24 protein-coding genes are annotated in these 26,813 nt (G+C 69.7%); 14 read left to right on the top strand and 10 right to left on the bottom strand.

The window, feature by feature from the left end:
• The first annotated feature begins 72 nt into the window (after window positions 1-72).
• On the top strand, window positions 73-708 hold the full coding sequence (gene pdxH, locus ACQZ13_RS13725) for a pyridoxamine 5'-phosphate oxidase (protein WP_431052758.1): 636 nt from the start codon (window positions 73-75) through the stop codon (window positions 706-708).
• A 180-nt stretch (window positions 709-888) separates the two neighbouring features.
• On the opposite strand, the gene ACQZ13_RS13720 is transcribed toward pdxH, so the two are convergent.
• From ACQZ13_RS13720 to ACQZ13_RS13685, 8 genes are all read right to left on the bottom strand, one after another.
• Window positions 889-3,087 (bottom strand): TonB-dependent receptor, encoded by a 2,199-nt coding sequence (locus tag ACQZ13_RS13720; RefSeq protein ID WP_431052756.1) that lies wholly within the window; start codon window positions 3,085-3,087, stop codon window positions 889-891.
• 166 nt (window positions 3,088-3,253) lie between these two features.
• A complete protein-coding gene (locus ACQZ13_RS13715) occupies window positions 3,254-3,691 on the bottom strand; it encodes a hypothetical protein (protein WP_431052754.1) in 438 nt (145 codons plus the stop codon).
• A gap of 45 nt (window positions 3,692-3,736) precedes the next feature.
• Window positions 3,737-4,306: a DUF3299 domain-containing protein gene (locus ACQZ13_RS13710; protein WP_088406977.1), complete on the bottom strand. Its 570-nt coding sequence runs from the start codon at window positions 4,304-4,306 to the stop codon at window positions 3,737-3,739.
• A 100-nt stretch (window positions 4,307-4,406) separates the two neighbouring features.
• Window positions 4,407-5,708, bottom strand: coding sequence for an ABC transporter permease (locus tag ACQZ13_RS13705; RefSeq protein ID WP_431052751.1), 1,302 nt, complete (start codon window positions 5,706-5,708; stop codon window positions 4,407-4,409).
• Window positions 5,705-6,475: an ABC transporter ATP-binding protein gene (locus tag ACQZ13_RS13700; protein WP_431052749.1), complete on the bottom strand. Its 771-nt coding sequence runs from the start codon at window positions 6,473-6,475 to the stop codon at window positions 5,705-5,707. The genes ACQZ13_RS13705 and ACQZ13_RS13700 overlap by 4 nt, the downstream gene beginning before the upstream one ends.
• On the bottom strand, window positions 6,475-7,050 hold the full coding sequence (msrA, locus tag ACQZ13_RS13695) for a peptide-methionine (S)-S-oxide reductase MsrA (protein ID WP_431052747.1): 576 nt from the start codon (window positions 7,048-7,050) through the stop codon (window positions 6,475-6,477). Before msrA ends, ACQZ13_RS13700 begins: the two co-directional genes overlap by 1 nt.
• 55 nt (window positions 7,051-7,105) lie before the next feature.
• A complete protein-coding gene (locus ACQZ13_RS13690) occupies window positions 7,106-8,986 on the bottom strand; it encodes an ATP-binding protein (RefSeq protein WP_431052745.1) in 1,881 nt (626 codons plus the stop codon).
• A 75-nt stretch (window positions 8,987-9,061) separates the two neighbouring features.
• A complete protein-coding gene (locus tag ACQZ13_RS13685; RefSeq protein ID WP_431052743.1) occupies window positions 9,062-13,123 on the bottom strand; it encodes a DUF748 domain-containing protein in 4,062 nt (1,353 codons plus the stop codon).
• Between the two features lie 89 nt (window positions 13,124-13,212).
• Between ACQZ13_RS13685 and ACQZ13_RS13680 the strand changes: the two genes are divergently transcribed.
• A complete protein-coding gene (locus tag ACQZ13_RS13680; RefSeq protein WP_431052741.1) occupies window positions 13,213-13,980 on the top strand; it encodes a YdcF family protein in 768 nt (255 codons plus the stop codon).
• 245 nt (window positions 13,981-14,225) lie between these two features.
• Here the strand turns inward: ACQZ13_RS13680 and ACQZ13_RS13675 are convergent, their stop codons facing one another.
• Window positions 14,226-15,779, bottom strand: a complete 1,554-nt coding sequence (locus ACQZ13_RS13675) for a UbiD family decarboxylase domain-containing protein (RefSeq protein ID WP_431052739.1) — start codon at window positions 15,777-15,779, stop codon at window positions 14,226-14,228.
• A 306-nt stretch (window positions 15,780-16,085) separates the two neighbouring features.
• Here ACQZ13_RS13675 and ACQZ13_RS13670 point away from each other — a divergent pair, with 306 nt between their 5' ends.
• The 12 genes from ACQZ13_RS13670 (at window position 16,086) to nusB (ending at window position 26,211) form a co-directional block, all read left to right on the top strand.
• Window positions 16,086-16,937, top strand: a complete 852-nt coding sequence (locus ACQZ13_RS13670; RefSeq protein ID WP_088406961.1) for a lytic transglycosylase domain-containing protein — start codon at window positions 16,086-16,088, stop codon at window positions 16,935-16,937.
• A 406-nt stretch (window positions 16,938-17,343) separates the two neighbouring features.
• Window positions 17,344-18,594, top strand: a complete 1,251-nt coding sequence (glyA, locus tag ACQZ13_RS13665; RefSeq protein WP_431052736.1) for a serine hydroxymethyltransferase — start codon at window positions 17,344-17,346, stop codon at window positions 18,592-18,594.
• A gap of 16 nt (window positions 18,595-18,610) precedes the next feature.
• The gene (nrdR, locus tag ACQZ13_RS13660) at window positions 18,611-19,054 is read left to right on the top strand and encodes a transcriptional regulator NrdR (protein WP_067271194.1); all 444 of its coding nucleotides are present in this window, start codon (window positions 18,611-18,613) and stop codon (window positions 19,052-19,054) included.
• A gap of 376 nt (window positions 19,055-19,430) precedes the next feature.
• On the top strand, window positions 19,431-19,973 hold the full coding sequence (locus tag ACQZ13_RS13655) for a pilus assembly FimT family protein (protein WP_431052734.1): 543 nt from the start codon (window positions 19,431-19,433) through the stop codon (window positions 19,971-19,973).
• Window positions 19,970-20,485, top strand: coding sequence for a type IV pilin protein (locus tag ACQZ13_RS13650; RefSeq protein WP_431052732.1), 516 nt, complete (start codon window positions 19,970-19,972; stop codon window positions 20,483-20,485). Before ACQZ13_RS13655 ends, ACQZ13_RS13650 begins: the two co-directional genes overlap by 4 nt.
• Before the next feature lie 25 nt (window positions 20,486-20,510).
• Window positions 20,511-21,146 carry a PilW family protein gene (locus ACQZ13_RS13645; RefSeq protein WP_431052730.1) on the top strand — a complete coding sequence of 212 codons (636 nt, stop codon included), beginning with the start codon at window positions 20,511-20,513 and terminating at the stop codon, window positions 21,144-21,146.
• Window positions 21,143-22,318, top strand: coding sequence for a hypothetical protein (locus ACQZ13_RS13640; RefSeq protein ID WP_431052728.1), 1,176 nt, complete (start codon window positions 21,143-21,145; stop codon window positions 22,316-22,318). The genes ACQZ13_RS13645 and ACQZ13_RS13640 overlap by 4 nt, the downstream gene beginning before the upstream one ends.
• A gap of 11 nt (window positions 22,319-22,329) precedes the next feature.
• A complete protein-coding gene (locus ACQZ13_RS13635; RefSeq protein ID WP_431052726.1) occupies window positions 22,330-22,785 on the top strand; it encodes a type IV pilus modification PilV family protein in 456 nt (151 codons plus the stop codon).
• 61 nt (window positions 22,786-22,846) lie between these two features.
• Entirely contained in the window at window positions 22,847-23,998 is a 1,152-nt protein-coding gene (gene ribD / locus ACQZ13_RS13630) for a bifunctional diaminohydroxyphosphoribosylaminopyrimidine deaminase/5-amino-6-(5-phosphoribosylamino)uracil reductase RibD (RefSeq protein WP_431052724.1), read from the top strand.
• Window positions 23,999-24,073: 75 nt separating this feature from the next.
• Window positions 24,074-25,198, top strand: coding sequence for a bifunctional 3,4-dihydroxy-2-butanone-4-phosphate synthase/GTP cyclohydrolase II (gene ribBA, locus ACQZ13_RS13625; RefSeq protein WP_088406947.1), 1,125 nt, complete (start codon window positions 24,074-24,076; stop codon window positions 25,196-25,198).
• Window positions 25,199-25,213: 15 nt separating this feature from the next.
• The gene (gene ribH / locus ACQZ13_RS13620) at window positions 25,214-25,678 is read left to right on the top strand and encodes a 6,7-dimethyl-8-ribityllumazine synthase (protein WP_431052722.1); all 465 of its coding nucleotides are present in this window, start codon (window positions 25,214-25,216) and stop codon (window positions 25,676-25,678) included.
• Entirely contained in the window at window positions 25,675-26,211 is a 537-nt protein-coding gene (gene nusB / locus ACQZ13_RS13615) for a transcription antitermination factor NusB (RefSeq protein ID WP_431052720.1), read from the top strand. The genes ribH and nusB overlap by 4 nt, the downstream gene beginning before the upstream one ends.
• Before the next feature lie 57 nt (window positions 26,212-26,268).
• Here nusB and ACQZ13_RS13610 read toward each other — a convergent pair whose 3' ends face one another.
• On the bottom strand, window positions 26,269-26,751 hold the full coding sequence (locus ACQZ13_RS13610; protein WP_431052718.1) for a hypothetical protein: 483 nt from the start codon (window positions 26,749-26,751) through the stop codon (window positions 26,269-26,271).
• Window positions 26,752-26,813 lie beyond the last annotated feature (62 nt).

Raw genomic sequence — 26,813 nt, 5'->3', positions numbered from 1 at the left:
GCACGAAAGCGCTCCCACCCGGAGTTTCCAGGGTGGGAGCTTTACTTAAGGATTCGCCCGATACTCCAAAGGATGGACAAACTCTCCGACCTTCGAAAGAGCTACGAGCGCGCCGAGCTCGATGAACAGCAGTCCGCGGGCGAACCGCTGCGCCAGTTCCGCGAATGGTTCCAGCAGGCGCTGGACGCCAAGGTGCCCGAACCCAATGCGATGACCCTGGCGACGGTCGGTGCTGACGGGCGACCGTCCACGCGGATCGTGCTGATCAAGGACATCGAGGAGCGCGGCCTCGTCTGGTACACCAACTATGACAGCCGCAAGGGCCGCGAGCTCGCGCTGCATCCGTTCGCCGCCCTGCAGTTCCACTGGGTGGAGCTGGAACGCGTGGTCCGCATCGAGGGCGCCGTCGAGCAGGTCGACGGGGCGCAGTCCGATGCGTACTTCGCGTCGCGGCCGCTGGACTCGCGGTTGGGCGCGTGGGCCTCGCCGCAAAGTCAGGTGATCTCCTCGCGCGCGGTGCTGGTGGCGAATGCGGCCAAGGCCGCGGCACAGCACGGGTTGAGCCCGAGCCGGCCGCCGCATTGGGGCGGCTACCGGCTCGTGCCCGAGCGCTGGGAGTTCTGGCAGGGGCGTAAGTCGCGGCTGCATGACCGGCTCGTGTACCGCCGTGAAGGCAACGAGTGGATCCGCGAACGGCTCGCGCCCTGAGGTCAGTACTGCCACGGCCGCTGGCCCTCACCCCTGCCCTCTCCCGCAAGCGGGAGAGGGAGACTGACTGGCTCGACTCGCGGCACTGACTCCTCTTGCCCCCTCTCCCGCTTGCGGGAGAGGGTTGGGGTGAGGGGGTTCTCTCCCGCTTGCGGGAGAGAACCGGGGTCGGTGCAGTCCTCAGAACTTCACCTGCAGCCCCGCGAAGAGGCTGCGGCCCGGCAGCGGCGTCAGGTCGCGGATGGTCTGGACGCTGCCGGCGTTGTAGGCCAGCTTGTTGGCCAGGTTGTCCAGCTTGACGTACCACATCGCGTCCAGGTTGCCGATGTCGAAGTGGCGCGCGATGTTCAGACGCAGGATGCCGTAACCGGCCGTCGGCGTGTCCAGCGCCGGCACGCGGTCCTGGCGCATCGCGCCGCGCAGCTCCGCCTGCAGCAGCCACGGGCCGCGCTCGGCCTGGATGGAGACGCTGCCCCGCACCGGCGCCAGACGCGGCAACGGCTCGTTGGTGTCGCGGTTGGTGCCGCGCACCAGATCGATCGTCGTGCCCAGCGTCAGGTCCCAGCCCGCGAGCCTGGACAGCGGCTGCTTGCCTTCCAGCTCCACGCCGTGCATGCGAGCACGCACGCCGCGGTAGAGGTACTCGGGCACCGAGGCGATCTCGCCGTCTTCGCCGACCTCGTCGATGCTGCGGCCGCTCGCATCCAGCGCGATGTAGTTGGAGAAGCGCGTCTGGTAGACCTGCACGCTCCACTTCGCGTCGCCCTGCTTCCAATGCAGCCCCAGGTCGACCGCCTTCGCGCGTTCGAGGCCCAGGTTGATGTCGCCCACCTCGTACGCGCCGGACGCCACATGCACGCCGTTGGCGAACAGTTCGTAGAAGGTCGGCGCGCGCTGGCTGCTGCTCAGGTTGCTGGACAGGCTGAAGCCGTTGCCCAGCTCGTAGGCGCCGCTCAGTGAGAAGCTCTTGGGGCTGAAGCGCCGCGTCACCGGATCGCCGAAGCGCTCCTCGTCGCCGCCGGTCGAGCCGATGTTGACCCGCTCCGCTCGCGCGCCGGCCTGGAGGCTCCACGGGCCCGAGCGGAACTGCTCGATCAGGAACAGCGCGTTGTTGCGCGTCTTGGTGCCGGGCACCAGCGCCTCCTCGCCGAGCGCGGAGAAATCGCTGAGTTCCCACTGCCATCCGAGCACGCCCTGCATCGTGCCCCAGTCGCCCTGCAAGGCCGAATGCGTCGCCTCGATGCGGCCGTCCTTGCCGTCGGACGAGAAGACGGTGCCGACCTCGCCGCTGCCCTCCACTTCCTGGTGCTTGTAGCGGCTGCTCGCGAACTGCCAGGTCACGCGCGCCAGGCCCGGCAGCGGATCGCGCCATTCGCCGGCGGTGGCCAGGCGCTGGCGCTGCATCTCGATGCGCACATCGGGCTCGACGGTGACGCCGTAGTCGTTGTGATAGTCCTCGACCGACACACCGGCATAGCCCTGCGAGAACAGCAGCGAGCCGCCCACCGCGCCGCTGCGGCCGTGGCTGTCGGAGTTGCGGACGTGCGTCGACGAACCGTCCTCGCTCTGGAAGCGCGGCACGCGCTGGTCGTCGGCGCGGCGATCGGCCGCGTCCACGTGCCAGGCGAAGCCGGTCGTGCCGCCGTCGAGCACGACCGCGCCGCCGCGTTCGTTCGAAGCGCCGCCCAGGCGCAGCTCGGCCGCGCCGTTCAGGCCGGGCTGGGCCAGGCGCGGGATGCGGTTGTCGATCGCGTTGACGACGCCGCCGATCGCGTTGCCGCCGTACTGCAGCGCGGCCGCGCTGCGCAGCACCTCGACGCGGGTCAGCACCAGCGGGTCGACCGGCAGCGCGTGGTCGAAGCTCAGGCTGGACGCATCGACGGACGCGCCGGAGTTGCTGAGCATGCGCACCCGGTCGCCGTCGAGGCCGCGCATCGTCGGCCGGTTGCCGTTGGGGCCGAAGTAGGTCGAGCCCACGCCGGCCATGCCGTCCAGCGTCTCGCCGAGGCTGGCGCCGCGCTTGAGCGTCAGCGCATCGCCGCTCAGCACCTGCACGGGCGCGGCAAGTTCCTTCTGGCTCAGCGGGTTGCCGGTCACGACGACCACGTCGAGCTTGTGCTTGTGGGGGCGGTCGGCGCCGCCGGACGCGGTGCCGCCGTCGGCTGCGGCCGAGGTCGATGCGGCCGAGGTCGATGCGCCCGAGGTCGACGCCGCCGCGTCAGCCGAAGCGGATGCGGGAGCCGGCGCACTCGGCGCGGCCGGTGCCTGTTGCGCCCAGGCGCCCCCGGCGGCGACGCTCAGCGCGATGGCCAGCAGCGTGGGTTGGAAAGGAGCGTGCGAAGACGCCGACGAACGGATCGAAGTGGACTGGAAGGCCATGGAAACACTCTCGAGCACCGGCGGCACAACGCCGCGGCGCCATCAAATTCTTGGAGGGCCCAAGCCGGCACGCCGCGCTGCCGGAGGCAGGCGCGAACGACCCGGTCGCGTGAACGGACACGCCCGGAACGGACGCGCCTGAGCAAGGGCGGAATCGATGGAGGTGTCAGGCTCTGGGCGGCCCGCGGGCGCCCTTGCGCCACTGCTGCGCGAGCGTGGCGTCGTGCGGCTGGTCGATGCCGACGGGGATGTCCGGCGGCATCGCGGTCCAGGCGGACGCCTGGACGATGGGGCCCAGCACGTGGCTGAGCTGGTCGAGAAGCTGGCAATCGCCGGAGCCGGCGACGTGCCCGAAGGTCAGGATCGGGCCCTCATCCGCGTCGCCGGACGCCGCCAAGGCGGCTGCCGCGGCCAGTTCCGCGCGTTCGATGGCGGCGGCCTGCTGCGCGGCGGCGACCGCGAGCCGGATCGGCTCCGGCATCGGTCCGCCATGCAGCGCGCGGTGCACCAGGCCCAGCGCCTGGAAGCCCACCACGGTGACCACGCACAGCCAGATCCACCAGCGCTGCTGGCGGGTCCTGACGATGGCGGGCGGACGGGACATGGGCGTCGGTGATTCAGCGTTACAGCGTTACAGCGTTACAGCGCTTCAACGCGTCGCGCGGACGGCGTCCGTCACGCGATAGAACATGCCGTAGGGATCGTCGTTGAGGACGGCCAACTGGCCTTCCACGGTCACGACATCCAGCGTGTAGCGCACCGGCGTCTTGCTGCGCACCTCGACCAGCCCTTCGGGACCTGCCGGCACGCAGAACGAGCAGCTCGTCGGCACCGACGACAGCAGGAAGTGGCTCTGCTTGTCGCCCGGCTCCAGCGGCATCATGAAGCCCTGGACCTTCACCGTGCGCTGGTTCAGCGCCAGCACGCCGGAGGGGAAAGTCGGGATGACCTTGCTCTTGTCCGCCTTCACGGTGACCGAGGACAGCAGCTTCCAGCTGACGACGCCCTCGACCTCCTGCAGCGGCTTGAAGGGGCTGCGCGGATCGTGATAACCGGGGCCGGAGCCCATCGGCATGGCGGCGCCCGACGTGGCGGCCGGCGCGGCCGATGTCGAGGCCTGCGCGAACGCCGTCCCCGAGGCGCCTGCCATGACGATCGTCACGAGCGCGATCGCGGCCCGGCGGGCGGGCGGTGCAGCGGTGGTGGAGCGAGTGGTCATCGGAGCGGCGGCGACGTGAATGCGACCTCAGGGTCGCGTGAAGCTCATCATTGTGCACCGGCTCGATGACCGCCCGGAGCAAGGTCCGGGCGAGCCGCGATCAACGAGGCGTCTGGAGCAGCTCGGTGACGTCGAGCCGATAGCCGCGCCAGGCCGGCCACGCAGCCGCGAGCAAGGCCAGGCCGAGCGCGAGCGCCGGCACGAGCGCCTCCCAGCCGGAAACCCAGGCGCCGGAGATCCGCACCGACTGCTGCTGCGCGAGCACCGCCCCCAACCCCGCCGTCAGCGCGTGGGCCAGACCCAGCGCCAGCAGCGTGGCGAGTCCCGCCAGCATCAGCGCCTCCATCGCGATCAGCGCGGCGACGCGCATGGGCGTGGCGCCGAGCATGCGCAGCATCGCAAGATCGCCCTGGCGCTCGCGCACCGCGTGCAGCAGCGCCACCAGCACCGACAAGGCCGCCGCCAGCAGCAGCACGCCGCCGAAGCCGCGCAGCACGTCGACGCCCACGCCGACCATGCTCAGCAACCGCGCCGTCTCCAGCGCGGGCACCGAGGCCTGCAACCCCGGTTGCGCATTCACCCAGCGCGGCAGCATCACGGCCGCCAACGGGCTGCGATAACGGACCAGCACCATGCTGACCTCCAGCGAGGCCTCGTCCGGATGTGCATCGTGGTCCTCGTGGTCCTCGTAGCCCTCGTGGCCCTCGTGGGCGCCCTGCCCGTCGCGTCGATCGCGGCCGTCGTCGCCTGAGGTCGCGGTCTTCCCATGCCCGTGCGAGGCATGCGCCTCCCACACGGAAGCGAGGTCCGTCAGCACCAGCCGATCGACGACGCCCCCCGTCGGCGCCAGCACGCCGGTGACCTCGTAGGCCTGCTCGTGCTCGTCGCCGCCGGACGCGAGTCCGTGTGTGCCGTGGAAGCGGTCGCCGGGCTTCAAGCCGGACCGGCTCGCCACCTCCGCGCCGAGCACGGCCTGCATCGGCGCCTTCCACGGCGCACCTTGAGCCAGCGAGAGCTGATAGAGCCCCAGATAGTCGGCGGTCGTGCCGACGATGCGGAAGCCCTGGAAGCTGTCGCCGAGGGAGATCGGCACGGCCTGCGCGACCAGCGGCTGCGCGCGCAGCTGCGACACGGTGGCCAGCGGGATGTTGCCGGTGGACTGGTCGAGGTGGAACACGCCCGCCAGCAGGATCTGCATCGGGCTGCCCTTCGCGCCGACGACCAGGTCGATGCCGCCGAGATCGCGCCGCAGGCCCTGCTCCATCTGCTCACTGACGAGGACGACGAATCCGATCGCCGCCAGGCCGAGGCTCAGCAGCATCAGGTTGAGCGCCGTCAGCATCGGACGCGCCCAGAGGTAGCGCCACGCCAGGCGCGGCAGGTTCAGCGGCGCGCGGCTCATGCGGTCGAGGTCGAGGTCGAGACCCAGGCAGTCGAGCTCGGGACGGCGCTCCGACCGGGGAGCCTCAGTCGATGCAACGCCGGCCAATCGGCCCAGGCTGCCTCAATCCGCGCGTCGTGCGAGGCGATGATCAGGCACACGCCATGCTCGGCGGCCGCGCGGCGCAGCAACGCCAGCGTCGCGGCGCAGGCCTCATCGTCGAGATTGGCGGTGGGCTCGTCGGCGAGCACGAGGCGCGGCGCACGCAGCAGCGCCCGCGCGAGCGCCACCCGCTGCGCCTGCCCCTGACTGAGCGCATGCGGTCGACGATCCTGGAGCGCGGCGATGCCGAGCTCGTCGAGCAAGGCGTGGATGCGTGCGGCATCCGGCGCCAGACCCGCCGCCACGTACGGAAGCGACAGGTTGTCGCGCACGCTGAGCGAGGGGCTGAGATGCAGTCGCTGCGGCACGAAGCCGAGATGCGCACCGCGCCACGCGTCGCGCGCGGCGGGCGCGAGCGCGCCGACCTCGACGCCGCCCACCGTCAGCCGCCCGCCCGTCGGCGTCAGCAGGCCCGCCATCAGTGCCAGCAACGTGCTCTTGCCGCTCCCGGACGCACCGCGCAGCAGCAGGTGCCCGTCGGCGGGCAGCGAGAAGTCCGGGAACCGCAGCTCGGCGACGGACGCGCGATCGTCGTCCTGCATCCGGCCGTGATCGCCGCGATTGCCGCGATTGCCGCGATCGCCGTCGGTGCCGTAGCGGTAACGAAGCCCCTCCAGAACGACCATCAACCCGCCGCCTCGTCCTTCAGGAGTTCCTTGAACTTCTTGGCGAACTTGTCCACCTTGGGCGCGACGACAAAGGCGCAGTAGCCCTGCTCCGGATGGTTGGCGAAGTAGTCCTGGTGGTAAGCCTCGGCGGGCCAGTAGTTGTCCTCGGGCTGGACCTCGGTCACGACCTTGCCGCCGTGGGCGCGCTGGGCCTCGTCGACGACCTGCCGGATCACGCCGAGCTGGTCGGGCCGCGCGTAGTAGATGCCCGAGCGGTACTGCGTGCCGACGTCGGCGCCCTGGCGGTTCAGCGTGGTCGGGTCGTGGATGGTGAAGAAGACCTGCAGCAGGTCTTCCAGGCTCACGACCTTCGTATCGAAGCGCACGCGCACGACCTCGGCATGACCGGTGCTGCCGGAGCAGACCTGCTCGTAGTTCGGGCTGGCGAGCGGCCCGTTGGTGTAGCCCGATTCAACGCCGAGGACGCCCTTGACGCGCAGGAACACCGCCTCGGTGCACCAGAAGCAGCCGCCGCCCAGGGTGATGAGGTCCTCGCCGGGCTGGAGTTGGACGGGGTTCGGGGTGGTGGTCATGGTGGATCCTTGGCTCATGGGTCGATCGCCCTACATGGCGTCTGCGGCGTATTCCTCAAGGCTCGCCCGCCGCACCTGTCGCACTCGTCGCCCCCGCTTGAGGCTGGACGAGGTCGAACTGGAGGACTTCCTCGAACACGCGGTTCCGCGCCTTGGCGTCGCGAATGAGGGACGAGGCCGGCGTCACATACAGGTGAAGCGGCACATCGCTGGATTGCCCGATCAGGAAATCGTTGTAGACCACCCGCTCGGACAGGGAGAAGACATCCTTGAATCCGGTCTGCTTCAAGTCGCGGTAGAACTCGTCGTCCACCTCGACGATCGAGAACGCGAAGACTTCCCTCACTGTGGGGATGCGATCCGCCAGCGCGCTCGCATAGAGGCGGCACTGCAGCAGCGACTTGTTGTTCTCGAAGATATCCGCCGCCGGCTTCTTGAATTCGATGATCACCAGCTTGTTGGGCTGGTCGTCGCTGTCCTTGGAGAAGAAGGCCGCGACATCCGGCCGCCGTTGCAACTTGCCTTCGAGGCCGTGCCCGACCTCTTCCAGGATCTGCTGGAGCCGCTCATCGCTGTGGATGCTCGAATAGGAGAGGAACTTGTCGTCGACCAGCCAGACGTTGTTCTCCCGCAGATTCGCACCGTCGCTGCGCTTCGGAAGGATCGCGCTGTGGATCACTTCCTCCACGCAGTCGTGCGGCAGGTTGGCCAGGGAATCGATCACCAGGGCCCGGTGGACGATGAACCGGGCCAGGTCCTCGCTGGCCAGGTGGGAGACATCGTCCAGGGAGACTTCGCGCCCGCTTTCGAGGGCCTCGACCACCTGGTCCTCGCGCCGCGCCTGCTGTGCGCGATACGCCTTGACGATCTCGTCCGCGTCCAGCAGCGCGGCGTTGCCGCCTAGCGACTCCAGGCGGATGAACGGGTAGTACTTCCTCAAACGCCCCAGATTGTTGGACTTGAACTTGTCGATGCCGCTGTTCGAGGACCCACGGATGAGCCGCATGCATTCGGCCTCGATACGCGGCATCAGCCGTTCCCGGCTGATCGGCGAGATCATGTCCACATCGTCTTCGGTGCGCGGCAGTTCCAGGCGCTGCCGCTCGATGTTGGAGCGGTCGTTGAAGTAGTTGGAGGTGATGAAGATCAGATGCCGGCAGACATCGAAGCGCCGGCTGATCATGAACTCCTCGATGCAGAGTTCGTCCGCGCACAGCATGGCCGCGATGCCCTTGCGCGGCAGTTCATCCCGGAACAGATAGCAGCGGAACTGCTCGTCCCCGACCGAGAACTCGTGCTCGGCCACCGCCTTGACCTCGTTGCCCGAGAAGACGAACTCGTCGTCGAACGGTTGCCGGGAGTTGTGGCGGAAGGTCACCGAGATCTGATGCCCTTGCCGCGCCTTGAGGAAGAGCAGCAGGCGCAGGTCGTCGCAGATCGAGTTCACCAGCTTGGTGACCTGCGTGTTGATCCGCTCCTTCAGGTCGCGCAGGACGATCGCCGTGCGCGACGGTCCCGCGACATCGACATACCGCACATCCTCGAGCGTGAACTCCGGCGTGTAGCTGAACTGGACCAGGCGCTCCGGAAGCTGGCTCTCGATCTGGACCACCCGGGCGTACTTGAGGAACGCGAGCCGACCCACGCCCTTCCCGCCGATCTCATCCTTGTGACCGGTGCAGATCTCGTCGAAGTACTGGAGGTTCTCGTGCGTGAACCCTTCGCCGTCGTCCGCGATGGTGATCTGCTCCAGCACGCGGCGCACCTCGGTGCCCTGGAACAGCTCGCCGTTCTTCTCCGAGAAATGCAGATCCACGGCGATCTGGCGTCCGCCGGCATGGATCGAGTTGGTGATGGCCTCACGGATCACGTCGCGGGCCGAGACCCCGCCGCGGTAATGCTCCGCAATGAATTTCCGAAGATTGATCCGGGCCATCTGGTCGTTCCCCGCCTCGACGGCGGCACTTGAATCGAATGATCTTACGGCCGTTCGACAGCGTCGGATTCGAAGCTACTGTGCGCTCAGCGCCAGATCGACGCGCGGCGTCCAGGCCTTGTCCTTGTCGGCGCCGCGCTCGTCGTCCTTCGCGTGCAGCTTGGGCGACGCCAGGAACATGCGCGCGTTCGGCACGCCGCGCTCGAGCAGCGCGTCGCGCACCGCGACCGCGCGCTGCAGGGCGAGCTCGCGCAGCTGCTCGTCGGTGACCGTGTAGCTGTCCATCAGCAGCTCACGCATCTGCGCCGCCGGGATGTCCTTGGACAGCCCGATGAAGTTGCGCGGCTTGTTGGGCAGCTTGGCGTTGTCGTAGACGACCTTGAGCAGCCGCGCGCGCTGCGCGTCGTCGAGCACGACCGGCGCCTGCGCGTCGGCGGCTGTCGACGGCCCCGAGGCACCCGAGGCCGCTGCGCTCGCCGCAGCCGGTGTGCCGACCGCCTGCGTGACCGCCATGCGACGCAGCTCGCGGCGGCGTTCGGCGATCAGCGCGTCTTCGAGACGGGCACCCTGCGCGGCGCGGCGCTCGCCGTCGGGATCGACCCAGCCGGTGATGCTCAACTGCAGCGCCGGCTTGTCGGCCAGCACCTTGGTCAACGGCTCCAGCTTCTTCGCCGCCTCGGGCTGCAGCGCCGCCGTGCCGGGTTTGAATTCGAGCTGGCTCATCTCGGCGCCGCCGCCCCCGCCGGACAGCAGCGAGAACGGCGCCGTCAGCGCCTTGGTCAGCAGGTTGACGATCAGCTTCACCACCAGGCTGCCGACGCTGAACTCCGGATCGTTCAGCGAGCCGCTGACCGGCAGGTTGACGTCGATGACGCCGTCGCTGTCCTTGAGCAGCGCCACCGCCAGCTTGACCGGCAGCCGGGTCGCCGTCGGGCTGTCGATCCGCTCGCCGAAGGTCAGCTGGTTGAGCACGATCTTGTTGTCGGCCTCCAGGCGGCCGCCGGGCTCGATCTGGTAGTGCACCCGCGTGGACAGCTTGCCGCGCTCGATCGCGTAGCCCGCGTACTTGCCGGCGTAGGGCGACAGCGGCGCAAGCTCGATGTCGGTCGCGCTGGCGGTGATGTCCAGCGCCAGCGGCGCCCCGCTCGGGTTCAACTGGCCGCTGATGTCCAGCAGCCCCGTGCCCTCGACCTTGCCCTTGAGCTGCAGCGGCGCCATCGCCGCCGATCCCGCCGAGAACGCGCCCAGCGTGCCGGTCAGCTCGCTGAGGTTGGCGCTGTAGTTGGGCTTGATGAAACGGTCGTTGAAATCGACCTTGCCACCGTTGACCCGGGTTTCGGCAATGCTGATCCGCAGCGGCGGATTCCCATTTCCGTTCCCACTCCCGGCTGCGGACGCCGCGGCCGACGGGTCAGCCGCCGGGTTGGGCGCCGACGTCGCGCGGGCCACCGTCGCCGCCACCGGCGCGGACGCTGCCGTCGTGCCCGCCACGGCGGCCACCGCCTGGCCCTGCTCGGTCTGGTTCAGGTCGCGCAGGTTCAGGCGGCCCTGCTCGTTGATGATCAGCCGCGCGTAGAACTCGTCCAGCACGGCCTGCTGGATCTTCACGTCCGGCGCACCGCCCGGCGCCAGCGTCACCCGCAGCCCGCCGAGCTTCAGACCCTGCCAGTTCAGCAGCTCTTCGGCGGAACGGCGTCTGCCGTCCTGCAGCCGCGCCTGGCGCAGCCGGAGGTCGGCGATCACCAGCTCGCCGCCGGCGCGCACCGAGGGCCCCTTGGGCGTTTCAGTGAACTCGAAACCGCCGCGCATCGAGCCCTCGGCGCGCTGCAGATGAATACCGATCGACGGATCGAGGTAGGGATCGGCCCAGTGCAGCGGCAGGTGCTCGGCGGTGAGGCGTCCCGAGGCCTTCAGCGGCGCCAGCGCCAGTTGACCGTCCCAGCGGAACTTCGGCACCTCGCGCAGGTTGCGGCGCGTGGCGTCGGGCCGACGCAGCGTGGCGCCCAGTTGCACCGGCAGCGGCTTGCGGAGCTGGCGGCCATCCCAGTCGATGCCGGACACCTTCAGCATCAGGTCCTGCACGCCGATCGGGCGGGCGGGCTCGTCGTCCAGCACGTGCGTGGCCAGGTCGAGCAGGGTCGCCTCGCCGCCTTCGACAGCGACCTCGGCGATCTGCGCGGTCCAGAGGGTGTCGTTGGCCGGTGCTGGCGTCATCGCAGCCGCCGGAGTCGCGGGCGCGATCGTGCCCGCGACAGGCCCTGCCGCCCCTGCTGTCGCCGGGCGTTGGAGCACCTCGGGAACATTCAGCGTCAAGCGATCGCCACGTCCCTCCGAGGCGCGTCGGCGGGAAGCCGCCGCCACGCCGAGATTCGCCGTCGCAGTCCCCTGCCCGCTCGCCACCGGCGTCGACGTCGCAGCGCCCATCCAGGCGTCCCAGCTCCACTTCCCGGCCTTGTCCCGGCCCATCTGGACCTTGGGCGCCACCAGCGCAAGTCGACCGGCCGTCAGCTTGCGGCTGCCCAGCGCGAGCTCCGCCTGATCGAGGCTCAGTTGCTTCAATGCCAGCACCGGCTTCTTGCCGTCGGCCAGTTGCACGTCGTCGAGGCTGAGCGCCTTCAACGAGAGCTTCAGATCTTCGCCAGTGGGGCCCGCGCGCACGGCGCCCTGCGTCGCGAAGCGGCCTTGCACCGACAGCGGCGTCGCCGCCTTCAGATACGGGGCGAAGGCTTCCAGCGCGAGGTCCTTCAGCGCCCAGTCGAGCGCGACGCCCGCTGCGCCGAGTTCGCCCTTGCCGCTGAAGGCAGCCGGGGTCTTCTCGCCCTCCGGCGACAAGGTCGCGGCGATCTCCACCGGCGCCGCCTTCGCGGCCAGCGGCCACGACAGCGCGCTGCCCTTGACCGTCAGGCCGTCGACGCTCCACCGCGCCACGGGACGGAGCGTCTCGTCGGTCCAGCCGACGCGACCGCCCTCCAGCGCCAGTTGCCGCACGCCGACGCGCCAGGGCGTCGCGCCTTTGGCCGGCGTCGTCGCGGGAGCCGACGACGGAGCCTTCGGTACCTCGGCGACGGCCTGGGTTGCCGGCATGTCCGGCAGCCACAGGCGGCCCTGCGCGTCCCGGCCCATCAGCAGCTCCGGCTGCTTCAGGCTCACCGCGCCCAGCAGCACCTGCCGCTTGAGCGGCTGCACGTCCGCCAGCTCGACGCTCAACGCCTGCCAGCGCAGCCAGTCCTCCCAGCCGCTGTCCGCTCCGGCACCCGCGCGTCGCTGCAAGGACAGCTCCCGCACCGAGGTCCGGCCGCTGATCTTGACCTCGGGGGACTGCTTGGGCGGCTGCTTGAAATCCAGCGTCAGCTGCGAATCGACCAGCCCCTTGGCCAGCCGCATCGCCAGCTCCTTCGGCCAGTACGCGCGGTACGCCGACAGGTCCAGCGCGTCGAGCTTGACCGTCATGCTCGCGCTGCGCGTCTCTGCAAAGGGCTGCACCTGGCCTTCGCTCTCGAAACCGACGCCGTTCAGGCGTCCGGACAAGCGCGGCTGCACATGGACCTCGACGTCCGCATCCAGCGTCGACAGGAACGGGATGCCCAGGTGGAGCGCCTTGAGCTCGTGGACCATCCCGGCCGTGCGATCGTCCAGGCGGAACTCGCCGTCGGTCAGCTCGATGTTGTAGAGCGCGGCCTCGGCGGGGCCGTCGTCGGCCGTGGGCGGCGCCTTGGGCGCGGCGGCCAGCTTCGCGCGGATGTCGTCCAGGTCGGTCTTGCCGTCAGGCAGCAGCGCGACGCGCACCCTCGGCGCCTCCACCGTCAGCGACGACAACACCGGCGCCAGGTGCCAGAGCGAGCGCGGCGACAGCACCGTGCGCACGCGCTTCACCTCGAACAGCGGCGGCGCCTCGGCCGTCGGCCCGGCGATCTTCAGGTCGTCCAGCGCGAGGGCCAGCCGCCACGGCGTGAAGCTCGCGCCGCCCAGCGTGACCGGTCGCCCCAGCTGTTCCGAAGCGATCCTGACGCCCGCCCGCTCGATCCACATCGGCAGCGCCACCCACGCCACCAGCAGCAGCGCAACGACGGACAGCACCAGACCCACGAGCACGCGCAGCGCGCGCCGCGGCCAGACCGGAAGAGCAGAGAAGAACACGAAGGGCAGCCGGCGAAACCCGGACGAGTCGTCAAGGAAGCTGATTATGCTGGCGGGCCTCAACACCTGACACCGATCCCCGGCTCTCGATGAACGACCTGATACATGCGGTCGCAGCGTTCCTGCTGCCGCCCACCGGCGCCTTTCCGCTGCTGCTCCTCGCCTGGTGGCTGCGGCACCGCCGCCGCTGGATCTCCGGCGCGCTCTTCGCGACCGGATTGATCGCCGTCTGGATCGGCAGCACCGAGCTCGGCGCACTGTGGCTGCAGGACCGGCTGCTCGGGCCGCAGCAGGCCGTCCGGATCGAACGCCTCAAGGACGTGCCGCCGAAGCAGACCATGATCGTGGTGCTTGGCGGCGGCGCCCGAAAGCTGATGCCGGAATACGGCATCGCCCAGCTCAAGCCCATCTCGATCGAGCGGCTGCGCTACGGCATCTGGCTGTCGCGGCAGACCGGCATCCCGATGATGTTCACCGGCGGCACGCCGCGGGACTCGTCGGACGAGCGCATGACCGAGGCCGCGTTGGCCGAACGCACGGCGTCGCAGGAATTCGGTTTCACGCTCGCGGCCAAGGAAGACCGTGCCACCGACACGCGCGAGAACGCGCGCTTCACGGCCGAGCTGCTGCGTGGCCAGTCGATCCGGCGCGTCGTGCTGGTGACGCACGACGTCCACATGCGCCGCTCGCTGCGCGCCTTCCGCGAGGCACTGCCACCGGAGGTGGAAGTGGTCCCCGCCCCGCTGGGCCTGGCCTTGCCGGGCTTTGAATGGCGCGATCTGCTGCCTTCGCAGGAGGGCATCTCCCGGGCGCGGTATCTGGGCTACGAATGGCTGGGCAACGTCGGAGGCCATTGACCCGACCCGAACGGACCAGAACGGAACGGAACGGAAACCGGCGCCCCAAATAGAAACCCCCTCCGCGCCGGGCGTGCCGGACGAGGAAGGGGTGGGCGGACCAGCCGCCTTTGGGGCTCCGCAGCGAACTGCCGCAGGGCTCCTGGCGCGCAGAGACTGCGCCAGTTGAAGTGCCGGAAAGGCCCGACAACCTTAGGCAGGCGCGACGGCGCTTTCAAGCGGCCATCGCCAGAACGGGTAGTTTCCTAGCCCCCGAACAAACGCTGATAGAGATCCGCCGCACGGGCTTTCTGCTCAGCCGGCATCTCGATCACCCGACCCCATTCGCGCGGCGTCTCGCCCGGCCACTTGTTGGTCGCGTCCAGGCCCATCTTCCCGCCCAGCCCGCTGACCGGGGAGGCGAAGTCCAGGTAGTCGATCGGCGTGCCCTCGACCAGCGTCGTGTCCCGCACCGGATCCATGCGCGTGGTGATCGCCCAGATCACGTCCTGCCAGCTGCGGATGTCCACGTCCTCGTCCACGATCACGATGAACTTCGTGTACATGAACTGGCGGAGATAGCTCCACAGACCGAACATCAGCCGCTTGGCGTGTCCCGGATAGGCCTTCTTGATGGAGATGACCGCCATCCGGTAGCTGCAGCCTTCGGGCGGCAGATAGAAGTCGACGATCTCCGGGAACTGCTTCTGCAGGATGGGGACGAACACCTCGTTCAGCGCCACACCCAGGACCGCCGGCTCGTCGGGCGGCTTGCCGGTGTAGGTCGAGTGGTAGATCGCGCCGTCGCGCTGCGTGATCCGGTTGACCTCGAAGACGGGGAACCAGTCCTGCTCGTTGTAATAGCCGGTGTGGTCGCCGTACGGGCCTTCCAGCGCGTGGAGGTAGCCGCCCTTCTCCTTCAGCGGGATGCCGTCCTCGCTGTGGCCGGTGAAGCCCGGCGCGGCCGGCGGGATGTGGCCTTCGAGCACGATTTCCGCCGTCGCCGGCACCTGCAGCATGCGGCCAGCCTCGCCGACGTTGGTGTCGGCGACTTCGGTCCTCGAACCGCGCAGCAGGCCGGCGAACTGGTATTCAGACAGCGTGTCCGGCACCGGCGTGACCGCGCCCAGCGTCGTCGCCGGATCGGCCCCCAACGCCACGGCGATGGGGAACGGCTGTCCCGGGTTCGCGATGCCGAAGTCGCGGAAATCCAGGGCACCGCCGCGATGCGCCAGCCAGCGCATGATCAGTTGCCGCTTGCCGATCAACTGCTGTCTATAGATACCGAGGTTCTGGCGCAGCCGCGGGTTCGCGATCTTCTGCGGCCCCCGCGTCACCACCAGCCCCCAGGTCAGCAGCGGGCCGACGTCCCCGGGCCAGCAGGTCTGGATGGGCAGGCGCTTGAGGTCGACGTCGTCGCCCTCGATCACCTGCTCCTGGCAGGCCGGCCGCTTCACCAGCGACGGCTTCATGTCCCACAGCGCCTTGCCCATCTGGGCCAGCTTGCCCACGTCGCGCAGGCCGCGCGGCGGCTCCGGCTCCTTCAGCGTCGCCAGCAGCTGGCCGACCTCCCTCAACTGGGTGGTCGACTCGGCGCCCATGCCCAGCGCCACCCGTTTCGGGGTGCCGAACAGGTTGGCCAGCACCGGCATGCGGTAGCCGGTCGGCTGTTCGAACAGCAGCGCCGGCCCCTCCGCCTTGAGGACGAGGTCGCTGACGGCCGTCATCTCGAGGACCGGCGACACCGGCTCGGCCACGCGGCGCAGCTCGCCCATGGCCTCCAAAGCGCCCATAAAGTCACGCAGATCTCGGTACTTCATAACCCAAAGTAGTTAAGAACAAGGCCCATACGGTTGACGGGTTATTTTTGATCCATAAAATCGCGCCCTGCCCTGACCCCAGGGTTATCCCGGTCTTTGCTGTGGGACGCAAAACCGGTGTGCTGCCAATGGACGCTGGATCGCCCGTCTGTCGCATCAAGAGCCTGGAGCCCTCTGAGAGCCCTCCAGGCCGTCGACGACGCCCGAGCCGGCCCATTATCACCACCCCCAGGTGGCTGTTTCGCGAGTGGACGCTTCGAGCGGCTCGCCAGACGGACACCGGGCGTGGTCGGAGAAAGGAGTCGCATGACAGCGCGTTCAGACCTGCTATCCCTGCCCCGCCAGGCGCAAGCCGCCCTGGTGCTTTTCGTCAAGGACATCGGCCAGGGCCTCCTGGTCGTCAGCCACAACACGCTCGCCCTGGTGGGCTTCGCCGTCGTCGCCGTCGGGCTGGTCTTCGCCAGCCAGGCCGATCTGCGCCAGCAACTGGAAGGCCAGGTGCTGGGATGGCTCAACGCCCGCCACGAGGCGCGCGTCGAGGCCTCCGGCGACGTGCTCGCCCTGATGGCCGAGCCCGACGCGATCAGCCGCGCCACCGCGGTCGATCCGAAGGAGCTCACCCGCCAGCAGGCGCTGGTGGCCAACTACCTGGCCCGGCGCTACCGCGTCGCGCCGGAGCCGGTCAGCCGCTTGGTCAAGGAAGCCTGGGAAGTCGGCCAGCGCGCCCGCGTCGAGCCGACGCTGATCCTGTCCATCATGGCGATCGAATCGGGCTTCAACCCCTTCGCCCAGAGCGCCGTCGGCGCCCAGGGCCTGATGCAGGTGATGACGCGCGTGCATGACGACAAGTACGAGGCCTTCGGCGGCAACTTCGCCGCCTTCGACCCCGTCACCAACCTGCGCGTGGGCGTGCAGGTGCTGAAGGAATGCATCCAGCGCGCCGGCAGCCTCGAGGAAGGCCTGCGCCGCTACGTCGGCGCGGCCAACCTGCCCGACGACACCGGCTACGCCTCGCGCGTGCTGGCCGAGCAGGACCTGCTGAAGGCCGTCGCCCAGGGCCGCAATGTCAGCCCGTCGGCGCCGCGCCCGATCCGCGAGCCGGCGTCCGCACCGGCCTCGACCGGCGAACAGGTCGCCATGACCGCCGTGATGCGCTGATCGTTCGAGCCGCGCCTTCGAGGCGTTTCTGAAAACGGGTTCCCATCGGAACCCGTTCTTCATTGGGCGAAGCCTTCGCCCCCTCTACCCCCACGGCCGTGGGAACAATGTCACGGGATGGCCTGCGCCCCTCGACGGTGCGGCTACACTGCGGGCTTCGCGCAACTGGCGATCAGGGCGCCCTGCCCGGAGACGATCCTGTCTCCGCACAGGCGTCGCCCGAGGTGGGCCACCACCGGGAAGCGCGAACGGCCGGGGACGTCTCCGGCTGTCCGTGCCGTTCGCCTGGGCCGCCGTCGTTCCGACATCCGTCGCCGCCTCGCCGCCTCGCCGTCATCCCGACCCGCGAGCGCGCCGATGCGCTGCCGGGCGGGCGGGCGGCGCCAACCCTTGAGCCGACATCATCATGTTTGACCGCACCCAACAGACCCTCGCCACCGTCGATGCCGAAGTCTTCGCCGCCATCCAGCAGGAGACCCGGCGCCAGGAAGACCACATCGAGCTGATCGCCTCGGAGAACTACACCTCCCCGGCGGTGATGGAAGCCCAGGGCAGCCAGCTGACCAACAAGTACGCCGAGGGCTATCCCGGCAAGCGCTACTACGGCGGCTGCGAGTACGTGGACATCGTCGAGCAACTGGCGATCGACCGCCTGAAGCAGCTCTACGGCGCCGAGTTCGCCAACGTGCAGCCCAACAGCGGCTCGCAGGCCAACCAGGGCGTGTTCTTCGCGCTGCTGCAGCCCGGCGACACCATCATGGGCATGAGCCTGGCCGAAGGCGGCCACCTGACCCACGGCATGGCGCTGAACATGAGCGGCAAGTGGTTCAATGTCATCTCCTACGGCCTGGACGCCAAGGAAGCCATCGACTACGACGCGATGGAAGCGCTGGCGCGCGAGAAGAAGCCCAAGCTGATCATCGCGGGCGCGTCGGCCTACTCGCTGCGCATCGACTTCGAGCGCTTCGGCAGGATCGCCAAGGAGATCGGCGCCTACTTCATGGTCGACATGGCGCACTACGCCGGCCTGATCGCCGCGGGCGTCTACCCGAACCCGCTGCCGCATGCCGACGTCGTGACCTCCACGACGCACAAGAGCCTGCGCGGCCCGCGCGGCGGCATCATCCTGACCAACGACGAGGCGATCGCCAAGAAGATCAACTCCGCGATCTTCCCCGGCATCCAGGGCGGCCCGCTGATGCACGTGATCGCCGGCAAGGCGGTGGCCTTCAAGGAAGCGCTGACGCCCGAGTTCAAGGCCTACCAGCAGCAGGTCGTCGCCAACGCCAAGGTGCTGGCCGACACGCTGATCGAGCGCGGCCTGCGCATCGTCTCCGGCGGTACGCAGAGCCACGTGATGCTGGTGGACCTGCGTCCGAAGAACCTGACCGGCAAGGAAGCCGAGGCCATCCTGGGCGCGGCCCACATGACCTGCAACAAGAACGGCATCCCGAACGACCCGCAGAAGCCGATGGTCACCAGCGGCGTGCGCCTGGGCACGCCGGCGATGACCACGCGCGGCTTCAAGGAGGAGCAGGTCCGCAAGACCGCCCACCTGATCGCCGACGTGCTGGACAACCCGCACGACGAGGCCAACCTGGCCCGCGTGCGCGAGCAGGTGGCCGAACTGACGCGTCAGTTCCCGGTCTACCGCTGAAGCGGGTCCGCGGCGCATGCGATGCCCGTTCTGCGGTCACGGCGACACGCAAGTGTCGGAGACCCGGGAGTCCGACGAAGGCGACGTGGTGCGTCGCCGCCGTCGCTGCCAGTCCTGTGACAAGCGATTCACGACCTATGAGCGCGCGGACATCGCGCTGCCCATGGTCGTGAAGAAGGACGGCACGCGCGCCGAGTTCGACATGGGCAAGCTGCGCGCGTCGATGACGCTGGCGCTGCGCAAGCGGCCGGTGAGCATCGAGCAGATCGACGCCGCGCTGGAGCGCATCCAGGAGAAGCTCCTGAGCACGGGGGTGCGCGAGATCCCGTCGACCAAGCTGGGCGAGCACGTGATGCGCGAGCTCAAGCGGATCGACAAGGTCGCCTACGTGCGCTTCGCATCGGTGTACCGCTCGTTCGAGGACGTCGACGAGTTCCGGCAGTTGATCCGCGACATCTGAGCGAGCGCTGAGTGACGGCTCGGCGAACGCCGAACGAGCGCTGAGTTCGTCAACGCGTGGTCTGGGATCACGCGCCCTTCACGAGCATTTCAGGCGTATCCCCCATCGCCGCCTTTTCGCTCGTGGTCTGCCCGATTTCTCCCCCAAAAGCCGGCCCCCTTCAGCGGGTCGCCGCTTCCCTCCTGAAGGCGAAGCGGAATACGGGCCATCTCCCTAGAGTTCTCAGCAACTCTTCGGGAGATCTTCCTTGCAGCCCTCCGCGTCCCCGCTTCCCCGCCCGCTTCCTTCAGCGTCGGCGGCGCCCGTTGCCCCAGTCGCACCTGCAGCCGCGCCACGTGGCATCAGCCTCATCGAGATCCTGGTCAGCCTCGCGCTCGTGACCTTCGTGGCCCTGCTGGCCGCGCCCGACCTGCGCGACTGGCTCTGGCGCCAACGGCTCGCGAATGCCGCGCAGGCCGTCCTCGGCGACCTCCAGCTCGCCCGCAGCGAAGCGATCCAGGGCGCGCGCAATGTGATCCTGCGCTTCGGCGGCGATGCGTCCGCCGTCAGCGGCAGCGGCAGCGGCCGCTGCTATGTCGTGCATACCGGCGCCGTCGCATCGGGCGTCTCCGGCGCCACCGTGCCCGCCACCGCGCCCGCCGCCAACTGCGATTGCCGGCTGGACGCCCCGCCTGTCTGCGATGGCGGCGCGCAGGCGATCAAGCAGACGCGCTGGCAGGGCGGCCGGGGCCAGGCGGAGATCGTCTCGAACGTGCCCTCGATGCTCTTCAGCGGACGCCAGGGGACCGTGTCGGTGAGCGGCACGATCGAGGTCCGCATGACCGGCATCGGATCGGTCCGCCACATCGTCAGCATCACGGGGCGCGTGCGCAGCTGCACGCCCGACGGCGCGCTGAGCCGCCTGCCGAGGTGCGCATGAAGACCCCCACCACCGCGGGCGTCACCGCGAGCACCACCCCGGGCATCACCGAATGCGTCGCCGCGCACCTCAGCGCCCGCATGAAGACGCCGGGCCGGCAGCGGGGCTTCTCGCTGATCGAGCTGCTGACCGTGCTGGCGATCGTCGCCGTGCTGGCGGCGCTGACGCTGCCCGGATTCCGCGATCAGGTCATGAAGGGCCGACGCGCCGAGGCGCGCGAGGCGCTGCAGACCATCCAGCTCGCGCAGGAGCGCTTCCGCTCGCGGAGCGCTCGCTACGCCGACCGGCTGGAGGACCTGGGGCAACCCGCGACGACGAGGAGCAGCCTCTATCGACTGCGCATCGTCCAGGCCGATGCAACGCGGTATCAGGTGGAGGCCGTCGCGCAGGGCAACCAGCTCGGCGATCGCCGGTGCCGGGTGTTGACGCTCCGGCTGGAGCTCGGGGCGACCACCTCGACCGGGTTCGACGACCAGGGTGTCGAGCAGGCCACCGCCTGCTGGCCGCAGTGAAGGGAGCCGAACGATGACCCGAAAGATGACCCGAACGACGAACCAGCGAGGCTTCACCCTGGTCGAACTCATGATCGGCCTGACGATCGGGCTCCTGCTGCTGGCGGGCGCCTTCTCGATGGCCGGTGTCCAGCTCGGCGAGCACCACCGGCTCATGCTGGAGCTGCAGGTCCAGCAGGAACTGCGCGCCACCGCCGAGTTCATCCTGCGCGATGTGCGGCGCGCGGCGTTCTGGGATCGCGCGCAGGACGGCGTCTGGCAGGACGAGACCGACGCCCCGATCCGCAACCCCTTCACCGAAGTTGCCGTGGAGGACGCCGGGCGCCGGGTGAGCTACAGCTTCGCGCGGGATGGCGGTTCGCCCAGCACCGGCAGCGTCCGCGAGACCTCCGGCTTCCGGCTGCGCGAGGGTCGGATCGACCAGCTGATCGCGGGTCGTTACCAGCCGCTGACGGATCCCGACCTGCTGCGCGTGAGCCGGCTGGAGGCGCGGCTCGACGCCCAGGCGCATCCCCTGGACGGCGCCTGCCCATCGACGCTGTCCAGGCGCCTGGTGACCGTCATCGTCGATGCCGAGGCCACGCACGACGCGCGCGCCGGGCACCACCTTGAACTGCTCAGCCAGCTCCACAACGACGCCCTCTCGGGAGATTGCCCATGATCCGACGACAGGAACGCCGGCAGGAACGCGGTCTCGCCACGCTGACCGTGTGCGTGGTACTGCTGGCCGTGCTCGCGCTCGGAGCCGCCTGGGCGGCGCGGCAACTGGTGACGGCGCAGCGCGTGGCGGCCAACGATCTCCGGGCGGCCGCGGCGTCCGAAGCCGCCGAATCGGGCATGGCCTGGGCCCTGGCCCTGCTCAACAGCGGCACCATCGACGACGCCTGCCGACCCGCGGCAATGCGACCAGGGTCGGGGTCGGGGTCGGGGTCGGGGTCGGGGTCGGGGTCGGGGCCGAGCGCCTCGGCGTCGTCGGACTTCCGCAGCCGCTTCCTGCTGATCGGCGCGGACGGGCACTATCACGCCCCGCCGCCGCCGTCGGGATCGGCCGGCTCCGCGACGCCTGCAACGGCCGCAGCGCCGGCCTGCGCCAACTCGGGTCCGCTGCGGTGGTCCTGCCGCTGCGCCCCCACGCCCGGTACGCCGTGGGACGCGACGGCCGGTCCACGCGCCGACGGCGAGGCGCAACCGCAGTTCAGCGTCCGCTTCGTCGACGCGGGCGGGGTCGGACAGCTGAAGCTCATCGTGCGCGGTTGCAGCGACCGGCGCGCGGACTGCGACGACCCTTCCGGCGGACCGATCGGCGTGACGGAAAACGCCCAGCAGTTGGCGCTGCTCAGCGCGCTGCGCCTGCCGCCGCCATCCGCCCTGATCGAAGGGCCGGGCAGCTTCCTTCGGGTCTTCGGTTACCCGTCCAACCGCTACCGGGACCAACCCGCCATCACGCGGCTGCGCTGCACCGACGATTGCAGCGGGCCACTCGCCCAGGCGCTGGCGCGCGGCCGCCGCCTGATCTGGATCGACGGCGACGCCCGCCTGACCCAGTGGCCGGCTTCGGCGCTCGACGGCACGCCGCTGGTGCTGGTCGTCGACGGACGACTGGACCTGCTCGCCGCCGGCCACCCGCAAGGCGTGATCTACGCGGCCAACGGCGTGGATTGGCATCCGCCCGCGGATCAGCCCACGTCGCTGCGCGGGGCGCTGGTCAGCGAGGTCCCCGTGACCAAGGCGGGCTCGGTCCAGTTGATCCACGATGCCGCCGTCCTGTATCGCATCCACCGGCAGATGGGCAGCTTCCTGCCCGTGCCCGGCGGCTGGACACCGACGCGATGAAGACCGACGCGATGAAGACATTCCGCGGATTCACCCTCATCGAAGCCCTGGTCGCGCTGGTGCTGCTGTCGATCGCGGCGGTCGCCCTGATGACGCTGCAGGTCCGGCTGCGCGTCGCCGCAGACGAGGCGCGCCACCACGACCAGGCCCTGCGCCTCGCGCGCAACGAGCTCGAACGCTGGCGCTGGCAGCCTGCCGCGCCCGCCCCGACGCTGAACTGGGAAGGACCGGACATCGGCTTCTCCGTCGCAGGCAGCGCGACGCTCACGGACGACGCCTTCGGCCGCGCCGACGGGGACGCGCCGGACGCGGGATCCGTCGCCCTGCCCTTGCGCCCCGTGCGGCTGCGCGTGCAATGGACGGACCGCACCGGCCAGGCCCGGTCCGTCACGCTCGACAGCCTGCTCCCCCTCAACGATCCGGCCCTCTCCGGATGGCTCCAGTTGCCCCCCGGTTCGCGCCGCTAGACTCCGCGCCATGCAAGAAGTCCGACTGCCTCCCCCCTCCGACGCACACGCCCCGTCGCCGATGTCACGCGACGACCGCTGGATGGCCCAGGCCGTGCGCCTGGCCCAGGACGCCGTCGGCCTGACCGATCCGAACCCGCGCGTCGGCTGCGTCATCGTCGACGGCCAGGATCGCGTGCTCGGCCAGGGTCACACGCAGGCCGCCGGCCAGGCCCATGCCGAAGTCATGGCCCTGCGCGATGCCCAGGCCCGGGGTCAGGACGTGCGCGGCGCCACCGTGTACGTCACGCTGGAACCCTGCGCCCACCACGGGCGCACACCGCCCTGCTGCGACGCCTTGATCGCCGCCGGCGTCGGACGGGTCGTCGTGGCGCTCGGCGACCCCAATCCGCAGGTCGCCGGCCAGGGGCTCGCGCGCATGCGCGCCGCCGGCATCGCGACGGAGGTGCTAGCGACCGGCCACCCCAGCGCCGTCGAGGCGCGAGAGCTCAACATCGGCTTCCTGACCCGGATGCAGCACGGACGCCCCTTCGTGCGGATGAAGATCGCCGCGTCCCTCGATGGGCGGACGGCGCTCTCGAACGGCGTCAGCCAGTGGATCACCGGCCCCGAGGCGCGCCGGGACGGCCATGCCTGGCGCCGCCGTGCCGGCGCGGTGCTGACCGGCATCGGCACCGCGCGTGAGGACGATCCGCGCATGGATGTCCGGGATGTCGAGACCGTGCTGCAGCCGCAACGCGTGCTGATCGACTCCCGCCTGGAGCTGGATCCGACCGCGCGGCTGCTGGCGCCGCCCGGGCAACTGCTGATCTATCACGCGCTGGCCGAGCCCGGCGAGCGCGGCGCCGCGCTGGCGGCCCAGGGGGCCGAACTGGTGTCCGTCGCCGACCCGGTCAGGGGCAAGGTCGACCTCGGCGCGGCGATCCGCGACCTGGGCCGTCGCCAGGTCAACGAGCTCCACATCGAGGCCGGCTACAAGCTCAACGGCTCGCTGCTGCGCGCCGGGCTGATCGACGAACTCCTGATCTACATGGCGCCGATGCTGCTGGGCGAAGGCCGCGGCATGGTCGACCTGGGCGGCCTGACGGCGCTCTCCGGCGCGCCGCGCTTCCGGATGGTCGACTGCCGCCCGGTCGGGGGCGATCTCCGACTGCGGCTGAGACCGGAGGACCCGGAGGCGGGCTCCGCGACGTCGACGGCTCCCCCCGTGTGACCACGCGGCCCTCCCGGCCGTTCCCAGGAACCCCGCGCCCCGGATGACCGGGCCGCCCCGCCTACAATCGCACCCATGCCTATTTCACCGATTCCCGAGCTGGTCGCCGAGCTGGCGGCCGGCCGCATGGTCATCCTCGTCGACGAAGAGGACCGCGAGAACGAGGGCGACCTCGTCCTGGCCGCCGACCACGTCACGCCGGAAGCGATCAACTTCATGGCCAAGCATGGCCGCGGCCTCATCTGCCTCACCCTGACCCGAGAGCGTTGCGAGCTGCTGCAGCTGCCGCCCATGGCCACGCGCAACGGCACCAAGCACGGCACGGCCTTCACCGTCTCGATCGAGGCGACCACCGGCGTCACGACCGGCATCTCCGCGGCCGACCGGGCGCGCACCGTGCAGGCGGCGGTGGCCAAGGGCGCGGTCGCGACGGACCTGGTGCAGCCGGGCCACATCTTCCCGCTGCAGGCGCAGGACGGCGGCGTGCTCATGCGCGCCGGCCACACCGAAGCCGGCTGCGACCTGTCGCGCATGGCCGGCCTGACGCCCGCCGGCGTGATCTGCGAGATCATGAACGACGACGGCACCATGGCCCGTCTGCCGGATCTGGAGATCTTCGCCAAGGAACACGGCCTGAAGATCGGCACCATCGCCGACCTGATCGAGTACCGCAGCCGCAACGAATCCATCGTGCAGCGCATTGCGCAGCGTCCGCTGGACACGCGCGAAGGCCGCTTCGACTGCCACGTCTTCCGCGACCGCTCCAACAACGTCCACATGGCGCTGGTGCTGGGCCAATGGCAGCCCGACCAGGAGGTGCTGGTGCGCGTGCACGAGCCCTTCTCGGCGATGGACCTGCTCGACGCCGGCCGCTGCGGCCACAGCTGGCCGCTGCCGCAGGCGCTGGCGGCGATCCAGCGCGAAGGCTCCGGCGTCGCGGTGCTGCTGAACTGCGGCGAGGACGCGGACGCGCTGCTGGCACGCCTGCAGCCGAGCGCCTCGGAAGACACCCGCCAGACCATGGACCTGCGCACCTACGGCGTGGGCGCGCAGATCCTGCGCGAACTCGGCGTGCAGCGGATGAAGCTGCTGGGCAGCCCGCGCCGCATGCCGAGCATGACCGGCTACGGGCTGGAGGTGACCGGCTTCCAGGCCGCCCAGGAAGGTGCCCGTGGCGGCGCCGACGACAAGAACTGCTGAAGGGCCGAGGACCGCATGCAAGGATCTGACAAGGGTCAATCGACCCGACTGGACGGACGGGGTCTGCGCGTCGGCATCGTCCAGGCGCGCTTCAACGACGAACTCACGACGGCGCTGGCCAAGGCCTGCCTGGGCGAGCTCGCCCGGCTGGGCGTCCAGGACGCCGACATCCGGCACGTGACCGTGCCGGGCGCGCTGGAAGTGCCGGTGGCGCTGCAGGCGATGGCCGAGAGCGGCAAGTTCGACGCGCTGGTCGCGCTGGGCTGCATCATCCGCGGCGAGACCTACCACTTCGAACTGGTCGCCAATGAGAGCGGCGCCGGTGTGACGCGCCTGGCACTGGACTACCGCCTGCCGGTCGCCAACGCGATCCTGACGGTGGAGAACGAGGAACAGGCCTGGGCGCGGGCCGAAGACAAGGGCCGCGATGCCGGGACCGTTGCCGTCGAGATGGCACAGCTGCTGAAAGAACTCAAGTGAACAACAACGACAACAACCCCGCCGGCAAACCCGCTTCCAAGAGCGGCAACACAGGCGGCAACACGGGCGGCGGCAAGCCGGCCGCCAAGAAGGCGCCGGCCAAGTCGGCCCGCCGCCGTTCGCGCGAGCATGCGCTGCAAGGCATCTACCAGTGGCTGGTGACCGGCGACGACCTGGGCGTCATCGACGCGCACACGCGTGAGCAGGAAGGCTTCGAGAAGGCCGACCGCGGCCACTACGACAAGCTGTTCAACGGCGCGATCGAGGAAGCGGCCGATCTGGACGCGGTGCTGGCCCGCCACGCGGACCGCAAGACGACCGAGCTGTCCCCGATCGAGCATGCGATCCTGATGATCGGCGCGTACGAGTTGAAGAACTGCATCGACATCCCGTACAAGGTCGCGATCAACGAGGCCGTCGAACTGGCCAAGTCCTTCGGCGGCACGGACGGCCACAAGTACGTCAACGGCGTGCTGGACCGCGCCGCCATTGATCTGCGCCCCGTCGAGGTCAAGTCCGTCCGCGGTAGCTGATCTCCGTCGTCTGACGACCAAGGCCCGGATGGCATTCGCCTCCGGGCCTTTTCTCTTTCAGGGCCTGGGCACCGCAGGGGGATGAACCACCGACGCAACGACAGGTGCCGGCGCCAGATTGACGCGCGCCAGCAGGCCCGTGCCGACCCAGGCGATGCACGGCCCGATGCCGGCAAGAATGAGGCCGGCGGCCCAGGCGGCGCCCTTGTTGTACGAGCCCTTGTGGAGCAAGGTGTCGAGCTTTTTGTTGGTCTCCTCGAAACCCTTGTCGACCTTGGCTTCAAGCTTGTCAATGCGGACGTCGAGCTTGTCCATCCGAACATCGAGCTGATCGATCCGACCCTGCATGGCCCGGCTCTCCACCTTCAGCTCCGTAACGTCGTCGCTCAGCGCGGTCATGCGCTCGACCAGATAGACATTCAGGTGGAAACCTTGGCGGTCCGCTGCGCGGGCCAGGACGAGCTGTTTGTTGACCTGGTTGCGAGACCGACGATGGGGCTGCGCGCGGGACGGATCGATGTACGGCATGGAGAGGCTCATGACGGAGGCCTTTCAGGACTGGGAAATAAGGAGGGGGAGTTGCGGCTGGAGAGGCGATTAGT

This window comes from Roseateles sp. L2-2 (assembly GCF_050613215.1).
GTDB classification, from domain to species: domain Bacteria; phylum Pseudomonadota; class Gammaproteobacteria; order Burkholderiales; family Burkholderiaceae_C; genus Roseateles; species Roseateles noduli.
Note: the sequence above shows the minus strand (reverse complement) of the source record. Positions and strands in the feature narration are given on the sequence as shown.

Coding starts and splice junctions, on each gene's coding strand:
- pdxH (WP_431052758.1), top strand. CDS start 73: ATGGACAAACTCTCCGACCTTCGAAAGAGCTACGAGCGCGCCGAGCTC.
- ACQZ13_RS13720 (WP_431052756.1), bottom strand. CDS start 3,087: ATGGCCTTCCAGTCCACTTCGATCCGTTCGTCGGCGTCTTCGCACGCT.
- ACQZ13_RS13715 (WP_431052754.1), bottom strand. CDS start 3,691: ATGTCCCGTCCGCCCGCCATCGTCAGGACCCGCCAGCAGCGCTGGTGG.
- ACQZ13_RS13710 (WP_088406977.1), bottom strand. CDS start 4,306: ATGACCACTCGCTCCACCACCGCTGCACCGCCCGCCCGCCGGGCCGCG.
- ACQZ13_RS13705 (WP_431052751.1), bottom strand. CDS start 5,708: ATGAGCCGCGCGCCGCTGAACCTGCCGCGCCTGGCGTGGCGCTACCTC.
- ACQZ13_RS13700 (WP_431052749.1), bottom strand. CDS start 6,475: ATGGTCGTTCTGGAGGGGCTTCGTTACCGCTACGGCACCGACGGCGAT.
- msrA (WP_431052747.1), bottom strand. CDS start 7,050: ATGACCACCACCCCGAACCCCGTCCAACTCCAGCCCGGCGAGGACCTC.
- ACQZ13_RS13690 (WP_431052745.1), bottom strand. CDS start 8,986: ATGGCCCGGATCAATCTTCGGAAATTCATTGCGGAGCATTACCGCGGC.
- ACQZ13_RS13680 (WP_431052741.1), top strand. CDS start 13,213: ATGAACGACCTGATACATGCGGTCGCAGCGTTCCTGCTGCCGCCCACC.
- ACQZ13_RS13675 (WP_431052739.1), bottom strand. CDS start 15,779: ATGAAGTACCGAGATCTGCGTGACTTTATGGGCGCTTTGGAGGCCATG.
- ACQZ13_RS13670 (WP_088406961.1), top strand. CDS start 16,086: ATGACAGCGCGTTCAGACCTGCTATCCCTGCCCCGCCAGGCGCAAGCC.
- glyA (WP_431052736.1), top strand. CDS start 17,344: ATGTTTGACCGCACCCAACAGACCCTCGCCACCGTCGATGCCGAAGTC.
- nrdR (WP_067271194.1), top strand. CDS start 18,611: ATGCGATGCCCGTTCTGCGGTCACGGCGACACGCAAGTGTCGGAGACC.
- ACQZ13_RS13650 (WP_431052732.1), top strand. CDS start 19,970: ATGAAGACCCCCACCACCGCGGGCGTCACCGCGAGCACCACCCCGGGC.
- ACQZ13_RS13645 (WP_431052730.1), top strand. CDS start 20,511: ATGACCCGAACGACGAACCAGCGAGGCTTCACCCTGGTCGAACTCATG.
- ACQZ13_RS13640 (WP_431052728.1), top strand. CDS start 21,143: ATGATCCGACGACAGGAACGCCGGCAGGAACGCGGTCTCGCCACGCTG.
- ACQZ13_RS13635 (WP_431052726.1), top strand. CDS start 22,330: ATGAAGACATTCCGCGGATTCACCCTCATCGAAGCCCTGGTCGCGCTG.
- ribD (WP_431052724.1), top strand. CDS start 22,847: ATGTCACGCGACGACCGCTGGATGGCCCAGGCCGTGCGCCTGGCCCAG.
- ribBA (WP_088406947.1), top strand. CDS start 24,074: ATGCCTATTTCACCGATTCCCGAGCTGGTCGCCGAGCTGGCGGCCGGC.
- ribH (WP_431052722.1), top strand. CDS start 25,214: ATGCAAGGATCTGACAAGGGTCAATCGACCCGACTGGACGGACGGGGT.
- ACQZ13_RS13610 (WP_431052718.1), bottom strand. CDS start 26,751: ATGAGCCTCTCCATGCCGTACATCGATCCGTCCCGCGCGCAGCCCCAT.